The organism is Variovorax sp. CCNWLW225, from assembly GCF_037204045.1.
In the GTDB taxonomy this organism is placed as follows: domain Bacteria; phylum Pseudomonadota; class Gammaproteobacteria; order Burkholderiales; family Burkholderiaceae_C; genus Variovorax.
In genome coordinates this window covers 697,709-714,333 of sequence record NZ_JBBCBV010000001.1, presented here as the reverse complement: position 1 = coordinate 714,333, position 16,625 = coordinate 697,709, and the positions used below count along the sequence as shown (strand labels likewise).

Genomic DNA, 16,625 nt, shown 5'->3' with positions numbered 1-16,625 from the left:
ACCCACATGGCTGAGCGTTCATTCGTCGAAGAAGTCAAGAAGCTGCGACTTTCCGGTGGCGAGGTGTTCCGCGGTGAAGGCATTCTGGCCGTCACCAAGGCCTTGCTCGAATCGGGGGTTTCCTATGTGGCCGGCTACCAGGGCGCGCCCATCTCGCACTTGATGGACGTGCTGGCCGATGCGCAGGACATCCTGGCCGAGCAGGGCATCCGATTCGAGAACAGCGCAAGCGAAGCCACTGCCGCAGCCACGCTGGCTGCTTCGGTCAACTATCCGCTGCGCGGCGCAGTCACCTTCAAGGCCACCGTGGGCACCAACGTCGCGTCCGACGCGTTGGCCAACCTGGCCTCGGGCGGCGTGACTGGCGGCGCGCTCATCATCGTGGGCGAAGACTACGGCGAAGGCTCTTCCATCATGCAGGAGCGCAGCCACGCGTTCGCGATGAAGTCGCAGATCTGGCTGCTCGATCCGCGGCCCAACCTGCCGAGCATCGTCGATGCGGTGAAAACGGGCTTCGATCTTTCGGAGGCCAGCAACACGCCCGTGATGCTGCAGCTGCGCATCCGCGCCTGCCATGTGCACGGGCACTTCGTTGCAGGCGACAACAAGCGCGCCAAGTTCACGCTGCAAGAGGCGCTGGAGAACCCGCAGCGCGACGTCAGCCGCATCGTGCTGCCGCCCGCGAGCTTTGTGCATGAACAGGAGAAGGTGAAGGACCGCTGGCCCGCCGCCGTGCGCTTCATCGAGGAGCGCCAGCTCAACGAATTCTTCTCAGAAGACGCCGACGACATCGGCATCATCGTGCAGGGCGGCAGCTACAACACGCTGCTGCGCGCGTTGGAGCGCCTGGGCCTGGCCGACGTGTACGGCAACACGCAGGTGCCGCTCTACGTGATGAACGTGGCCTACCCTGTCATCGAGAGCGAAGTGATCCGCTTCTGCGAAGGCAAGCGTGCGGTGCTGATCGTCGAAGAAGGGCAGCCCAACTTCGTCGAACAGAACCTAGCGACCATCCTGCGGCAAGCGGGCTCCACGACCATGTTGCACGGCAAGGATGTGTTGCCCGTGGCCGGCGAATACACGGCGTCCGAGCTGCTGAAGGGCGCGCGCACCTTCTGCGAGCGCTATGAGCGGCTTGCACCGCTGCCCGTTCCCGCACCGGTGCGAAAGGTGATCCCGCTGAAGGAAGTCGCCGCCATCGGCGTCGATGCGGCACCCGAGCCGGCCATGCCGTCCACAGCGCTCGGCGATGTCGTGCATGCGCGCCCGCCGGGCTTTTGCACCGGCTGCCCCGAGCGCCCGATCTTCAGCGCGATGAAGCTGGTCGAGCGCGAACTCGGTGCGCATCATGTGAGTGCCGACATCGGCTGCCACCTGTTCTCCATCCTGCCGCCCTTCAACATCGGCAACACCACCATGGGCTACGGCCTGGGCGGTGCCGGCGCGGCGGCGCTGAATGCGCCCGCCGGCAAGCGCGCCATCTCGATGATGGGCGACGGCGGTTTCTGGCACAACGGCCTCACGAGCGGCGTGGCCAACGCGGTGTTCAACAAGAGCGACAACCTCACCATCATTGTCGACAACAACTACACCTCGGCCACCGGCGGGCAGGACATCCTCTCGTCGAACGCCATCAACAAGACCCGCAGCACCGGCCACGAGATCGAGCGCGCCGTGCGTGGTGTGGGCGTGGAGTGGGTAAAAACAATGCGCCGCACCTACGACGTCGCGGGCATGCGCGATGCGCTGAAAGACGCACTCACCACCACCAAGAAGGGGCCGAAGGTCCTCATCGCCCAATCGGAGTGCATGCTCAACAAGCAGCGCCGCGAGAAGCCGCTCGTGCGCAAGGCCATTGCCGACGGCAAGCGCATGGTGCGCGAGAAGTTCGGCGTCGATTCGGATACCTGCACCGGCGACCACTCGTGCATCCGCCTGTCGGGCTGCCCGTCGCTCTCCATCAAGCCCAACCCCGATCCGCTGCGCATCGATCCCGTTGCCACCGTGCTCGACAGTTGCGTGGGCTGCGGCAACTGCGGAGATGTTTCGCATGCCGCCGTGCTGTGCCCGTCGTTCTACAAGGCGCAGATCGTGAGCAACCCGACAGGCTGGGACAAGCTGCGCGAACGCGTTCGCAGCGCCGTCATCGGCTGGCTGCAGCGCGGCGACGCGCGCCGCCGCGAAGCCTATGCCTTCTGAAGCAATGATGACGACCAAGGCCCAACCCATCAAGATCGCGATCCTCGCCATGGGCGGGGAGGGCGGCGGCGTGCTGGCCGACTGGATCGTCGACATGGGCGAGGCCAACGGCTACGTCGCCCAGACCACCTCGGTGCCAGGTGTGGCGCAGCGCACGGGCGCAACCATCTACTACGTGGAGCTCTATCCAACGGCGCAGGCCGAAGCGGATGGCGGCCGGCCCGTGCTGGCGCTGATGCCGCTGCCGGGCGATGTGGATGTGGTGCTCGCGTCCGAACTCATGGAAGCGGGCCGGGCGGTGCAGCGCGGGCTGGTCACCAGCGACCGCACCACGCTCATCGCATCCACGCACCGCGTGTTCTCCATTGCCGAGAAGAGCGCGCTGGGTGACGGCCGTGTCGACAGCACGCAGTTGCTCGCGCACACGGCCCGGGCCGCCAAGCGCTTCATCCGCTTCGACATGGCGCAGGCCGCTGAAGCCTCCGGCAGCGTGATCAGCGCGGTGCTGTTCGGGGCGCTGGCGGGCTCGGGCGTGCTGCCTTTCAGCCGCGCGCAGTTCGAAGCGACCATCGAGCGCGGCGGCGTGGGCGTCAAGCCCAGCCTCAAGGCCTTTGGCGGCGCATTCGCTCGCGCGCAGGCCGGCGACGATGGTGAGACACCGCCGGAAGCCGCCGCGGCTGTGCCGACTCCGCAACCACGTCACCCGGCCGTGCGTGCGCTGGTCGAGCGCGTACAGCGCGACTTTCCGCTCGCGGCGCAAGACTTCCTGCTCGAAGGCGTGCGCCGCCTCATCGACTACCAGGACCCGGCCTATGCCGGCCTCTACCTCGACCGCATGGCTGCCATCGCGGCGCTGCCCGGCGACAGCGCCCACCGCCTGCTGCGCGAAACGGCTCGCCACCTCGCGCTCTGGATGTCGTACGAAGACACCGCCCGTGTCGCCGCGCTCAAGACCCGCGCCACCCGGTTCGAGCGCGTGCGCGGCGAGGCCCGCGTGCAGCCCGGCCAGGTGCTTGCCATCAACGAATACATGCATCCGCGCCTTCAGGAAATCTGCGAGACGCTGCCGGGCGGCATCGGCCGCTGGCTCATGAACTCCACATGGCCGAAGAAGCTCGTCGAGCGATTGACGCAGCATGGCCGGGTGATCCAGACCAGTTCGCTGCACGGCTACCTGATGCTGCGCATGGTTGCGGCATGCAAGCGCTGGCGCCTTTCCACGATGCGCTATGCCGAGGAAAACCGCCGCATCGAGGAGTGGCTGCAGCGCATTGCCGCCGCCGCGGGGCACAACCCGGAGCTGGCGGTGGAACTCGCGCAGTGCCAGCGCCTCGTCAAGGGCTACAGCGACACGCACGAGCGCGGCATTCGCAACTACGACACCGTGATGCGCGCGGTGGAACGCGCCGGCCCCCGGCTCGCGCCCGCCACCCTGCGCGAACTGCGCGACGCCGCGCTCGCCGACGAACACGGCCACAAGCTGCAAGCCGCGCTGGCGCAGCACGCACTGGCCTGAAGAGAGACAACGGACGCACGATGACCGCACCCACCGCCACGCTCCAGCTTCGCGTTGCCGAAGCGCGCGAACTCAATCCGCTCATCCGCATGCTGCGCCTGCGCCCGGAAGACGGGCGCCCGCTGCCCGGCTTTGCGGCCGGTGCACACATCCGCGTTCAGGTGAAGCTGCCCGATGGCAAGACCGACTGGCGCCACTACTCGCTGATCAACTTCGCGACCGCACGCAACGCGACGAACGCCCCCGCGGAGTATGTGATCGCGGTGCGCAAGGAAGCCGAAGGCCGCGGCGGATCGCGCTTCATGCACGAGCAGCTGAAAGAGGGCGATACCCTCGCCATCGAGGCGCCGAAGAACGACTTTCCGCTGCACACCGGTCCCGGCGGCTCGGTGCTGGTGGCGGGCGGCATCGGCGTGACGCCGCTGGCCACCATGGCCGCGCGCCGCCGCGCCGAAGAGGCGCCGGTGCGCATGCATTACGCCGGCCGCAGCCGCGACCTGATGGCCTTCCTGCCCGAGCTCCAGGCGCTGCTCGGCGGCGACCTGCGCGTGCATGCCGATGCCGAAGCCGGCGCACCGCTCGATATCGATGCGCTGCTCGACGATGTGCCGGCCGGCGACCGCCTCTACGTCTGCGGCCCCAAGGTCATGCTCGACGCCGTGCTGGCCCGCACCCAGGCGCGCGGCTGGGAGCATGACCGCGTGCACTTCGAACTCTTTACGGAGCCGGTCGCGGAAGAGGGCGACCAGCCCTTCGAGGTGGAACTCGCCCAATCGGGCCAGCGCTTCACCGTCGCGGCCGACCAGAGCATTCTCGATTGCCTCATCGACAACGGCTGCGACCCGATGTTCGACTGCAAACGCGGCGAATGCGGCGTGTGCGCCGTGCCCGTGCTCGAAGGCGAGATCGACCATCGCGACTACGTGCTCACCGCCCGCGAGAAGGCGGAGGGCAACGTCATGCAGATCTGCATCTCGCGCGCCAAGGGTGCGCGCCTGGTGCTCGACATGTGAAGGAGCCACGAGAACCATGCCTTCGTACCGAGACAACCCCGAAGCCGTGCGCGCACTCGTGCAGAACGACCGCGTGCACCGCGACCTGTACACCAGCCAGGAACTGTTCGAGCTGGAGCAGGAACACTTCTTTGCCAACACATGGAACTACGTGGGCCATGAGAGCCAACTGCCCAAGCCCGGCGACTGGATCAGCAACGAAATCGCCGGCCGTCCGCTGATCGTCGTGCGCCACACCGACGGCAGCGTGCGCGCAATGATGAACCGCTGCGCCCACAAGGGTTCGCGTCTTGTGAGCGCACCGTGCGGCAACACCGGCAAGTTCTTTCGCTGCCCGTACCACGCATGGACTTTCAAGACCGACGGCTCGCTGCTGGCGATTCCGCTGAAGACCGGTTACGAGAACACGGCGCTGCACGAGTGCGAGTCGGCCAAGGGCCTGACCACGCTGAAGCATGTGCGCAGCTACCGCGGCTTCATCTTCGTGAAGATCAATGATGCGGGGCCGGACTTCGACGAGTACTTTGGCGATTCGTTGAGCTCCATCGACAACATGGCCGACCGTTCGCCCGAAGGCGAGCTCGAGATTGCCGGCGGTTGCCTGCGCTTCATGCATCAGTGCAACTGGAAGATGTTCGTCGAGAACCTCAACGACACGATGCACCCCATGGTGGCGCACGAGTCCTCGGCCGGCACAGCCAAGCGCATGTGGGCCGACAAGCCCGCCGACGAGCCAAAGCCCATGGCCGTGGAGCAGTTCGTGCCTTTCATGTCCGACTACAAGTTCTTCGAGGACATGGGCATTCGCACCTACGACCACGGCCACAGCTTCACGGGCGTGCACTTCAGCATCCACAGCAAGTACAAGGCAATTCCCGAGTACGACGACGCCATGAAGGCGCGCTACGGCGAAGAGAAGACCGCGCAGATCCTCGGCATGGCACGGCACAACACCGTGTACTACCCGAACCTCACCATCAAGGGTGCGATCCAGGCGATCCGCGTGGTGAAGCCGATCTCGGCCGACAAGACGCTGATCGAGAGCTGGACCTTCCGCCTGAAGGGCGCGCCGCCCGAGCTGCTGCAGCGCACCACCATGTACAACCGGCTCATCAACTCGCCGTTCTCGGTGGTGGGCCACGACGACCTGCAGGCCTACCGCGGCATGCAGGCCGGGCTTCACGCGAGCGGCAACGAGTGGGTCAGCCTGCATCGCGACTACGACGCGTTGGAGCTGAAGGGCGGCGAAATCACCACGGGCGGCACCAACGAACTGCCGATGCGCAACCAGTACCGCAGCTGGGTGCAGCGCATGACGGAGACGATGTGATGGCCGGCGCCGAAATCTCGACCCAGATCACCCGCCAGGACCTGATCGACTTCGTCGTGAACGAAGCGCGCCTGCTGGACACCCGTCACTATGAGGAGTGGAACGCGCTCTTCACCGACGACGCCTTCTACTGGGTGCCGCTGGTGCCCGACCAGGAAGACGGGCTCAACCACACCTCGCATCTGTACGAAGACAAGCTGCTGCGCGAACTGCGCATCGAGCGCCTCAAGAGCCCGCGTGCCTTTTCGCAGCAGCCGCCGAGCCGCTGCCACCACCTGCTGCAGGTGCCGGTGGTCGAAACCTTCGACGCCGAAGGCAACCGCTTCGTGGTGCGCACCGAGTTCCACTACACCGAATCGCAGGGCGATGAACTGCAGTTCTACGTCGGCACCTTCTTCCACTACCTCACGGTGCAGGGCGGCATGCTGCGCATGACGCTCAAGCGCGTGAACCTGCTCAACTGCGACGCGGCGCTGCCTGCCGTGCAGCTCTTCATCTAGGGACGCGATGCAAGACTCCACCGTTTTCGCCACCGTCCATCAAGTCTTTGCGGCAACTGCCAAGCGCACGCCGCAGGCCGAGTTCTTGTTCACCGAGTCGGTGACCGCCGCCGCCTACGGCATTCCGGCCGGTGCCATCCGCTGGGGTGAGGCAGCCGCCGAGGTCGAGCGGCTTCGCGCTGCCTACGCGAAAGCCGGCTACGGCCACGGCCATCGAGTGGGGCTGCTGCTGGAGAACCGGCCCGCGTTTCTCTTCCACTGGTTCGCGCTCAACGCGCTGGGCGTGAGCGTGGTGCCGATCAATGCCGAAATGCGTTCGGCCGAACTGGTGTACCTGATCGGCCACAGCGAGATCGGCCTGGCGGTGACGCTGCCTGAACGCGCGAATGATCTGCGCACAGCCGCTGCGCAAACCGGCGTGCCCTTCGAAACCATGGGACCCGGCGACGCTGTGCCCAGAGCCAGCACCGCTGCGCCGCGGGCGCACGAACCCATCGGCACCGACACCGAATGCGGCCTGCTCTACACGTCGGGCACCACCGGGCGCCCCAAGGGTTGCATCCTGAGCAACGCCTACTTCCTGCGTGCGGGCGAGTGGTACGCGGCGCTCGATGGCGTCTGCAGCATCCGCCCCGATGCCGAGCGCGTCATCACGCCGCTGCCGCTCAACCACATGAACGCGATGGCGTTCTCCACCATGGTGGTGCTGGTGGCCGGCGGTTGCCTGGTGCAGCTCGACCGGTTCCATCCGAAGACATGGCTGGCAAGCGCTCGCGAAAGCGGCGCAACCATCGTGCACTACCTTGGCGTGATGCCCGCGATGCTGCTGTCGGCCCCGCCGTCTGCCGCGGACCGCGACCACGCAATCCGCTGGGGCTTCGGCGCCGGCGTGGACCGCAAGAACCACGCACCCTTCGAGGAGCGCTTCGGCTTTCCGTTGGTGGAGGCGTGGGCCATGACCGAGACTGGCGCGGCCGCCTGCATCATGGCCAACCGCGAGCCGCGCTTGGTGGGCACGAGCTGCTTCGGCAGGCAGGAAGATTTCGTGCAGATTCGGCTCGTGGGCGAGGACGGCAACGATGTGGGTACCGACGTGCCGGGCGAACTGCTCGTGCGCTCGGCCGGCGACGACCCGAAGCGTTATTTCTTCTCCGGCTACCTGAAGGACGAAGAGGCAACGCGCGAAGCATGGGCCGACGGCTGGTTCCACACAGGCGACCTTGTGCGCCGCGACGCCGAAGGAAACTTCTTCTTCGTCGACCGCAAGAAGAACGTGATCCGCCGCAGCGGCGAGAACATTTCGGCCGTCGAGGTCGAGAGCGTGCTCAACCAGCATCCAGCGGTGAAGACCTCTGCCGTGGCCGCGACGCCCGATGCGGTGCGCGGCGACGAGGTGCTGGCCTGCATCGTGATGCGCGAAGACGCCGATGCTGCGCAGCGCGAGCAGATCGCAGCGAGCATCGTGCAGCACGCGCTCGCGCAGCTGGCCTACTACAAGGCGCCGGGCTACGTCGCCTTCGTCGATGCGCTGCCGCTCACGCCGTCGCAGAAGATCCAGCGCGGCCAACTGCGCGAGATGGCGCAGTCGCTGCCGGGGCAGGGCCACTGCATCGACACCCGCTCGATGAAGAAAAGACAAGTGGGGCAGGCATGACCAGGCAACGGCTCTCCTACGAAGGCGTTGCAGTCGCCGTGCCCACCACGGTGCCCTACGTGCGCTACTCCACCCGCACCGCGCACTGGTTCATCGGCCAGGCCATCGAGGCGCTGGTCGAATCCAGCGGCGTCGCCAAGGAGCAGATCGACGGCCTGTGCCTCAGCAGCTTCTCGCTCGCGCCCGACACGGCCGTGGGCGTCACTCAGCACTTGGGGCTTTCGCCGCGCTGGCTCGACCACGTGCCCACCGGCGGCGCCTCGGGCGTGATGTGCCTGCGCCGCGCCGCGCGCGCCGTGCAGGCGGGCGATGCCGACATCGTCGCCTGCGTGGGCGCCGACACCAACCATGTCGACTCCTTCCGCCAGACGCTCGGCAGCTTCAGCAACTTTGCGCGCGACGCGAGCTACCCCTACGGCTCGGGCGGACCGAACTCGATCTTCGCGTTCATCACCGCCAACTACATGCGCACCTACGGCGCCAGGCGCGAAGACTTCGGCCGCATCTGCGTGGACCAGCGCACCAATGCGCTCGGCAATCCGAATGCGATGTTCAAGAAGGCGCTGACGCTGGACGAATACATGGCTGCGCGGCCGATCTCCGACCCCATCCACCTCTTCGACTGCGTGATGCCCTGCGCAGGCGCCGACGCCTTCCTGGTGATGAGCGAGGAGCGCGCGCGCGACCTGGGCCTGCCGCACGCGGTGATCCGCGGCGCCATCGAGCGCCATAACGCCTATGCCGAAGACCCGGTGATGGTGCAGGGCGGCTGGCGCATGGACCGCGACGACCTGTATGCACAGGCCGGCGTCCAGCCCGCACAACTCGACTTCGTGCAGACCTACGACGACTACCCCGTCATCGTGATGATGCAGTTCGAAGACCTGGGCTTCTGCGAGAAGGGCGAGGGCCCGGCCTTCGTGCAGTCGCACACCATGACTTTCGATGGCAGCTTTCCTAACAACACCAGCGGTGGCCAGCTCTCGGCCGGGCAGGCCGGTGCGGCAGGCGGCTTTCTCGGCATGGTCGAGGCGATCCGCCAGCTGACCGACCAGGCCGGCAAGCGCACTGTGCCCGATGCGCAACTCGGCCTCGTCGCCGGCTTCGGCATGGTGACCTATGACCGCTGCCTGTGCACGGGCGCGGTGATCCTGGGGAGACCCGCATGACGATGCCCTTGATGCGCCCCCCGCGCAAGAACCCGGTGCTGCGCACCCGGCAGATGAACCTGCCGCCCGGCGCGCGCGGCCGCGTGGCGCTCGGCCTCACCGCAGCCGCCGCCGAAGGCCGCTTCGAGCTTCAGACCTGCGAAGACTGCGGCACCGTGCAGTACCCGCCGCGCGAGGTTTGCCACAAGTGCCTCTCCGCTGCGCTGCGCTGGCGCGCACAGAGCGGCGAGGGCGAACTGCTCGGCAGCACCACGCTGCACCACAGCAACGACCTGTTCTTCCGCGAGCGGCTGCCCTGGCGGCTGGGGCTGGTGCACCTGGATGCCGGCCCGACGCTCATGGTCCACCTGCATGGGGAGGTCGGCGACGCGCCCCAGCGCGTCCGTGTCGGCGCCCGGCTCGACCGCGCCGGCCAGGCCGTTCTCATTGGTTTTCCGAATGAAGGGAGTGCCCACATGGCCGACGACAAGATGCTGCGCGAGATGACCAGCGACCCCAAGTTTCGCAAGGTGCTGGTGACCGACGGCAAGACCGAAACCGGCCAGGCCATCGTGCGTGCGCTGGTAAAAGCCGGCGCCGACATCGTCTGGGTCGGCCACGCCGAGCCGTGGAAAAAGATGGGCGACGGGCTCGACGACATCTCGGCACTGCCGCAGGTCACGCTCGTGCCGCTCGACCTCACCAACGGCCGCCAGGTGACCGAGCTTGCAGGCTCCATCGGCGGCAAGGTCGACATCGTGATCAACAACGCCGAGGTGCACCGCACCTTCGGCATCGGCGCGCGCCGCGGCACCGATGTGGCCAAGGCCGAGATGGACATCAACTACTTCGGCCTGCTGCGCCTCGCGCAGGAGTTCGGCCCTGCGCTCAAGGGCCGCTCGGCCGACGGTGCAACGGGCGCGACCGCATGGGTCAACCTGCTGTCGATCTACGCGCTCAGCAACTTTCCGCCGCACGGCACCTTCAGCGCCTCGAAGGCTGCGGCGCACTCGCTTGCGCAGTGCCTGCGCGCAGAGATGCGCCCCGCCGGCATCCGCGTGATCAACGTGTTTCCCGGACCCATCGACGACGAATGGAACCAGCACACGCCGCCGCCCAAGCTGGCGCCAACCGCGCTGGCCAACGCCATCGTCAAGGCGCTGCGCGATGGGGTGGAAGACGTGTACCCCGGCGATGTGGCGCAGGAGTGGCTGGAGCGCTGGCGCGACAACCCCAAGGTGCTCGAACGCGAACTCGCGGCGGGCGGCTGAGAACAGGAGCCACACGATGACAACCACCACCGAACTGATGTCCGCCGCCGAAATCCTCGGCGGCCTGGTGACCGCCATGGCGAGCGGCCGCATCCGCGTGATCGACCTCACGCAGACGCTCACACCCGAGTTCCCGCAGATCGCATTGCCGCCAGAGATGGGCCAATGCTGGCCCTTCCGCATCGAAGAAGTGTCGAAGTACGACGAGCGCGGCCCGGCCTGGTACTGGAACAATTTTTCGTGCGGCGAGCACACCGGCACCCACTTCGATGCGCCGATCCACTGGATCTCGGGCCGCGACCTGCCCAACAACTCGGTCGACACCATTCCCGTGCAGCACTTCGTGGCGCCGGCCTGCGTGATCGACTGCTCGGCCGACGTGCAGGCGAACGACGACTACCTGCTGAGCGTGGCCGACATCGAGCGCTACGAGGCCGCGCACGGCCGCATTCCCAAGGGTGCCTGGGTGCTGATGCGCACCGACTGGTCCAAGCGCAGCGATCCCGAGGCGTACCAGAACTTCGACGAAACCGGCCAGCACACGCCCGGCCCCAGCACCGAGGCTGTGCGCTTCCTGGTGGAGCAGCGCGACGTGCTCGGCTTCGGCTCCGAGGCCATCGGCACCGACGCGGGCCAGGGCTATCACCTGCGGCCGCCTTACCCGTGCCACTACTACATGCATGGTGCAGGCCGCTACGGCCTGCAGTGCCTGAGCAATCTCGACCTGCTGCCGCCATCGGGTGCGGTGCTGATCTGCCCGCCGCTCAAGATCGAGAAGGGCAGCGGCAGCCCGCTGCGCGTGCTCGCGCTGGTGGGAGCACACGCATGACGCCGAAGGTCGCAGCGGTTACCGGCGGCAGCGCCGGCATCGGCAAGGCGATCTGCGAAGACCTGCTCGCGCAGGGCTACGAAGTGGTCTCGCTCGCGCGCCGCAAGGCCGAGATTGATCACCCGAAGCTGCACAGCATCGAGGTCGACCTGAGCGATCGGGCGGCGACGGGCGAGGCGGTGCACGAGCTGGTCGCGCGTTTCGAACCGACAACCATCGTGCACAACGCCGGCGTGATCCGCCCCGCGCTTCTGCCTGAGGTGAAGCTGGACGATCTCGATGCGCTCGTCGACCTGCACCTGGGCTGTGCGATCCAGCTCGTGCAAGGTGCATTGCCCGCGATGCGTGCACAGCGCTTCGGCCGCGTGGTGCTGCTCTCGTCTCGCGCGGCGTTGGGCCTGGCTACGCGAACCAGCTATTCCGCGACCAAGGCCGGCATGCTGGGCATGGCACGCACCTGGGCGCTCGAGCTCGCGGCGGACGGCATCACGGTGAACGTGGTCGCGCCCGGTCCTATCCGTACCGACATGTTCTACGACGTGGTCGAGGCGGGCAGCGAGAAGGAACGCGCGCTAGCGGCCTCAGTGCCCGTCAAGCGACTTGGCGAATCGGCCGACGTGGCACGCGCCGTGCGTTTCTTTGCCGCGCCCGAAAACAGCTTCGTCACCGGGCAGGTCCTGTACGTCTGCGGCGGCACCAGCGTCGGCAGTCTCGCCCTCTAGTTTTTCAGCGTTCGTTTCGTTCATCCATCACACCCTGGAGCACCGCCATGAAAGTCCTGAACCGAATTCGCACCCTCGCGGCCATTGCCGCGGGCCTCGGCGCACTCAGCGCCGCCAGCGCTTGGGCCGCAGATCTCAAGGTCGGCTTCATCACGTCGCTTTCGGGGCCGGTGTCGTCGCTGGGCATTCCCTATGAAAAGGGCATGAAGGCCGCGCTCGCCTACAAGGCCGACCTGGGCGGCCGCAAGATCCAGCTGGTGCAGCTCGACGATGCCTCCGACCCGACGACGGCCGCGCGCAACGCCCGCAAGATGATCGACGAGGACAAGGTCGACGTCATCATCGGCACCGCGGGCTCTCCGGGCGCACTCGCCATTGCCGGCGTGGCGCGTGAAACGAAGACGCCGCTGATCTCCATCGCCAACGCCAACCTGCCAGGCGAAGAGGGCGCATGGATGGTCACGCTGCCGCAGCCAGCGCCGCTGATGGTGAGCGCGGTGGTCGAGCGCATGAAGAAGTCGGGCGTGAAGACGGTGGGTTACATCGGCTTTTCGGATGCATGGGGTGACCTGGTGTACGGCGCGCTGCAAAAGAGCGCAGAGCCGGCCGGCATCAAGATCGTGTCGAACGAGCGCTATGCGCGTGGCGATTCGTCGGTGACCGGCCAGGTCCTGAAGATCGTCGCGCTGCGCCCCGACGCGGTGATCACCGGCACCTCGGGCACACCCGGTGCGCTGCCTTACCTCGCGCTCTCGGAGCGCGGCTACAAGGGCCAGATCTACGGCATGCATGCGCTGATCAACCCCGACTTCGTGCGGGTGGGTGGTGCGTCGGTCGAGGGCTTGCTGGCCCCCACGGGGCCGGTGATCGTTGCCGAGCAGTTGCCCAGCGAGAACCCGATCCGCAAGGTGTCGATGGACTTCCGCGCGGCCTACCAGAAGGCCAACGGCGCACCGCCGACCGATGCCTTCTCTGCCTACACCTTCGATGCGTGGCTGCTCTACCTCGATGCCGCCCAACGCGCGCTCGCCACCAAGGCGGAGCCGGGCACGCCGCAGTTCCGCGAAGCGCTGCGCGACGCCATCGTGAGCACCAAGGAGCTGGTGGGCACGCACTCGGTCTACAACTTCAAGCCGAACGACCGCTATGGCTCCGATGAGCGTTCACGGGTTGTCGTGAAGCTCGAGAAGGGCCAGTGGAAGCTGGTTCCCTGAGATGGGGTTTTCCTGTTTGGGCCGCTGGGGTCATTCATGGTGCGCACCCGCCGACGGGGTGCCTTACTCCGCGAATGTCCCCCGGCCTGCGGCCTCCTCCTTTATTTCGCTGCGCAAGGCACCCCATCGACGTGCGCGTTATGAGCAGTGGTCGTTGATCGGCCGCGTACCAGCAGCGTGCCCTGGGCACTCGCCCTGAGCCCTGAGCCCTGAACAACAGAACGCCCAAACGAAGCAAGAAACAACACAAGCCGGAGCAACCAAGATGAAAAAGAACCTAGTTCGAATCCTCGGCCTCGCCACAGTCGCCATGGCCGCCGCGCAGGCCATGGCAGCCGACCTGAAGATCGGCTTCATCAGCTCGCTTTCAGGCCCCGTCGCTGCGCTTGGCGTGCCCTACGAAAAGGGCATCCGCGCAGCCATTGCGGAGCATCCGGAAATCGGCGGCCGCAAGGTCCAGCTCATAGTGCTCGACGACGCTTCCGACCCCACCACCGCCGGGCGCAACGCACGCAAGCTCGTGACGGAAGACAAGGTCGACGTGCTCATCGGCACTTCCGGCGTACCGGGCGCAATGGCCATAGCCTCCGTGGCGCGCGAACTCAACACGCCGCTCATCTCGCCCACGCCCGTGACCATTGCCGGCCCCGAGGGCGCGTGGACCGTGACCGTGTCGCAGCCGTTCCCGCTCATGGTCGCCGGCGTGGTGGAGCGCATGCAGAAGTCCGGCGTGAAAACCGTGGCCTTCATCGGCTTTTCCGACGCGCTCGGCGACCTGGCCTACGACTCGCTTGTGAAGAGCGCCGAGAAAGCCGGCATCAAGGTGGTGGCCAACGAGCGCTATGCGCGCAGCGATTCATCGGTGGCGGGGCAAGTGCTGAAGATCGTCGCGGCCCGGCCCGATGCCGTGTTCGCGGGCAACTCCGGCACGCCCGGTGCGCTGCCCTACATCGCGCTTGCCGATCGCGGCTACAAGGGAAAGATCTACGGTACGCATGGGCTCATCAACGCCGACTTCGTGCGCGTGGGCGGCGCCTCCATCGAAGGCCTGCAGGTGCCGAGCGGCCCGGTGCTCGTGGCCGACCAGCTGCCTGACAGCAATCCCATCAAGAAGGTGTCGATGGGCTTTCGCAACGCCTACCAGAAGGTGAACGGTGCGGTGCCTACCGATGCCTTCTCCTCCTACACCTACGACGCCTACCTGCTGCTGGCCGATGCCGCCTCGCGCACCAAGGGTGAGCCGGGCACGCCGCAATACCGCACGGCTCTGCGCGACGCCATCGTGAGTACGAAGGAGCTGGTGGGCACGCATGGCATCTACACCTTCAAGCCCGACGACCGCTATGGCTCCGACCAGCGCGGCGTGGTGATCGTGCAGATGAACAAGGGCCAGTGGAAGCTGGTTCCCTGATAGAAAAAACCGAGCGCCGCCGATGACCAGCTACCGCCATCATCCCGACCGCATTGCCGCCCTGGTGCAGAACGACCGCGTGCACCGCGACCTGTACCTGAGCGAGGAGATCTTTGCGCTCGAGCAGGAGCGCCTGTTCGCGAACACCTGGGTCTTCCTTGGCCATGCGAGCCAGGTGCCGGAGGCGGGCGATTACGTGACGCAGGAGGTCGCAGGCCGGCCGCTCCTTATGGTGCGGCAGCCCGACGGCGCAGTGCATGTCATGTACAACCGCTGCGCCCACAAGGGCACGCAGCTGGTAACGGATGAATGCGGCAATACCGGCCGCTTCTTCCGCTGCCCGTACCACGCGTGGACCTACAAGCTCGACGGCGCGCCGCTCGGCCTGCCGCTGAAGAACGGTTATGAGGGCACCCAGCTCAAGGCCTGCGAATCGGGGCAGGGGCTGTCGGTGGTGAAGCATGTGAAGGTGTACCGCGACTTCGTCTTCGTGCGCCTCTCCGAGGCCGGCCCCTCATTCGAAGATTACTTCGGCGAGGTGCTCGGCGCCATCGACAACATGGTCGACCGCTCGCCGGAAGGCAAGCTCACCGTCGGCGGCGGCGTGCTGCGCAACATCGTCCATTGCAACTGGAAGATGTACCTCGAGAACATCAACGACACGGTGCATCCGATGTCCACGCACGAGTCGGCCACCAAGGCGGCCGAGGCGCTGTGGGAGGGCCACGCGCCCACCGACCCCAAGCCCATGGCGATGGAGCAGATCCTCCCCTTCGGTTCGGGCTACGAATTCTTCGACAAGATGGGTGGCCGCGTGTTCGCCAACGGCCACAGCGTGCTGGGGGTGAACTTCAGCATCCACTCCAACTATGCGCAGTTGCCCGAGTACGAGGCCGCGATGCAGGCCGCGCACGGCGCCGAGCGCGCGGCCGACATCCTGCAGCGCTCGCCGCAAAATTCGGTGCTGTATCCGAGCCTTTCGGTGAAGGGCTCTCCCCAGGCCATCCGGGTGATCCGGCCCTTGGCCGCTGATCGCACGCTGATCGAGGCCTGGAGCTTCCGCGCAGCGGGCGCGCCGGCGCTGCTTTTCGAGCGGGCGATGAGCTACAACCGGCTCGTTTTCTCGCCGATGTCGGTGGTGGCGCACGACGACGTGCACCTGTTCGAAAGCATCCAGCAAGGGCTGCGCGCCGGCGGCAACGAGTGGGTGAGCCTGCACCGCAACTTCGACGCGGCCGAGCTCGCGCAAACCACCATCACCACCAACGGCACCAACGAACTGCTCATGCGCAACCAGTTCCGCGCCTGGGCGAAGGCAATGGCTTCGGAGGCTGCGGCATGACCAGCGACCCGCGCGATTTTGTCGCCCATGAGGCCGCGTTGCTCGACGAACGGCGCTTCGACGACTGGCTGGCGCTCTTTGCCGACGACGGCCACTACTGGGTTCCATTGCTCGGCGCCGCGCAGGCCGATCCGTTCTCCCACAACTCGCTGGCTTACGAAGACCGGCTGCTTTTGCAGCTGCGTGTGGATCGGCTGAAGAACCCGCGCGCGCATTCGCAGCACCCCGCAAGCCATAGCCAGCATGTGCTGCAGCCTTCGCGCATCGAAAGCGAAACGGGCGACGAGGTGCGCCTTCGCACGCCATTCCTCTACGTCGAAGCGCGCGGCGAATCCCAGATATTGCTGAGCGGCACGGCCCGCCACCATCTGACGCAGACGCCCTCGGGCTGGCGCATCCGCCAGAAGCGCATCGACCTGCTCAACGCTGCACGCGCATTGCCGGCCATCCAGTTGTTCATCTGAGTTTTCCGTTCC

14 protein-coding genes are annotated in these 16,625 nt (G+C 66.6%); all 14 read left to right on the top strand.

Features of this window, described 5'->3' with window-relative positions:
- Positions 1–6: 6 nt before the first annotated feature.
- The 14 genes from V9L20_RS03435 (at position 7) to V9L20_RS03370 (ending at position 16,613) form a co-directional block, all read left to right on the top strand.
- Positions 7–2,199 (top strand): indolepyruvate ferredoxin oxidoreductase subunit alpha, encoded by a 2,193-nt coding sequence (locus V9L20_RS03435; RefSeq protein WP_337295498.1) that lies wholly within the window; start codon positions 7–9, stop codon positions 2,197–2,199.
- 7 nt (positions 2,200–2,206) lie between these two features.
- Positions 2,207–3,715: an indolepyruvate oxidoreductase subunit beta family protein gene (locus V9L20_RS03430; protein WP_337295677.1), complete on the top strand. Its 1,509-nt coding sequence runs from the start codon at positions 2,207–2,209 to the stop codon at positions 3,713–3,715.
- 20 nt (positions 3,716–3,735) lie between these two features.
- Entirely contained in the window at positions 3,736–4,728 is a 993-nt protein-coding gene (locus V9L20_RS03425; RefSeq protein ID WP_337295497.1) for a PDR/VanB family oxidoreductase, read from the top strand.
- A 16-nt stretch (positions 4,729–4,744) separates the two neighbouring features.
- Complete coding sequence (locus V9L20_RS03420) at positions 4,745–6,058, top strand: aromatic ring-hydroxylating dioxygenase subunit alpha (protein WP_337295496.1); 1,314 nt, start codon at positions 4,745–4,747, stop codon at positions 6,056–6,058.
- Positions 6,058–6,558, top strand: a complete 501-nt coding sequence (locus tag V9L20_RS03415) for an aromatic-ring-hydroxylating dioxygenase subunit beta (RefSeq protein WP_337295495.1) — start codon at positions 6,058–6,060, stop codon at positions 6,556–6,558. The genes V9L20_RS03420 and V9L20_RS03415 overlap by 1 nt, the downstream gene beginning before the upstream one ends.
- A gap of 7 nt (positions 6,559–6,565) precedes the next feature.
- Positions 6,566–8,212 carry an AMP-binding protein gene (locus V9L20_RS03410; protein WP_337295494.1) on the top strand — a complete coding sequence of 549 codons (1,647 nt, stop codon included), beginning with the start codon at positions 6,566–6,568 and terminating at the stop codon, positions 8,210–8,212.
- A complete protein-coding gene (locus V9L20_RS03405; protein ID WP_337295493.1) occupies positions 8,209–9,381 on the top strand; it encodes a thiolase family protein in 1,173 nt (390 codons plus the stop codon). Before V9L20_RS03410 ends, V9L20_RS03405 begins: the two co-directional genes overlap by 4 nt.
- Positions 9,378–10,631 carry an SDR family NAD(P)-dependent oxidoreductase gene (locus V9L20_RS03400; RefSeq protein WP_337295492.1) on the top strand — a complete coding sequence of 418 codons (1,254 nt, stop codon included), beginning with the start codon at positions 9,378–9,380 and terminating at the stop codon, positions 10,629–10,631. The genes V9L20_RS03405 and V9L20_RS03400 overlap by 4 nt, the downstream gene beginning before the upstream one ends.
- Before the next feature lie 16 nt (positions 10,632–10,647).
- Positions 10,648–11,460, top strand: coding sequence for a cyclase family protein (locus tag V9L20_RS03395; protein WP_258504884.1), 813 nt, complete (start codon positions 10,648–10,650; stop codon positions 11,458–11,460).
- Entirely contained in the window at positions 11,457–12,182 is a 726-nt protein-coding gene (locus V9L20_RS03390) for an SDR family oxidoreductase (protein ID WP_337295491.1), read from the top strand. The genes V9L20_RS03395 and V9L20_RS03390 overlap by 4 nt, the downstream gene beginning before the upstream one ends.
- 47 nt (positions 12,183–12,229) lie before the next feature.
- Positions 12,230–13,396, top strand: coding sequence for an ABC transporter substrate-binding protein (locus V9L20_RS03385; RefSeq protein WP_258504886.1), 1,167 nt, complete (start codon positions 12,230–12,232; stop codon positions 13,394–13,396).
- Positions 13,397–13,661: 265 nt separating this feature from the next.
- Positions 13,662–14,807, top strand: coding sequence for an ABC transporter substrate-binding protein (locus V9L20_RS03380; RefSeq protein WP_258504888.1), 1,146 nt, complete (start codon positions 13,662–13,664; stop codon positions 14,805–14,807).
- A gap of 22 nt (positions 14,808–14,829) precedes the next feature.
- Positions 14,830–16,149 (top strand): aromatic ring-hydroxylating dioxygenase subunit alpha, encoded by a 1,320-nt coding sequence (locus V9L20_RS03375; protein ID WP_337295490.1) that lies wholly within the window; start codon positions 14,830–14,832, stop codon positions 16,147–16,149.
- On the top strand, positions 16,146–16,613 hold the full coding sequence (locus V9L20_RS03370; RefSeq protein WP_337295489.1) for an aromatic-ring-hydroxylating dioxygenase subunit beta: 468 nt from the start codon (positions 16,146–16,148) through the stop codon (positions 16,611–16,613). Before V9L20_RS03375 ends, V9L20_RS03370 begins: the two co-directional genes overlap by 4 nt.
- The last annotated feature ends 12 nt before the right edge of the window (positions 16,614–16,625 follow it).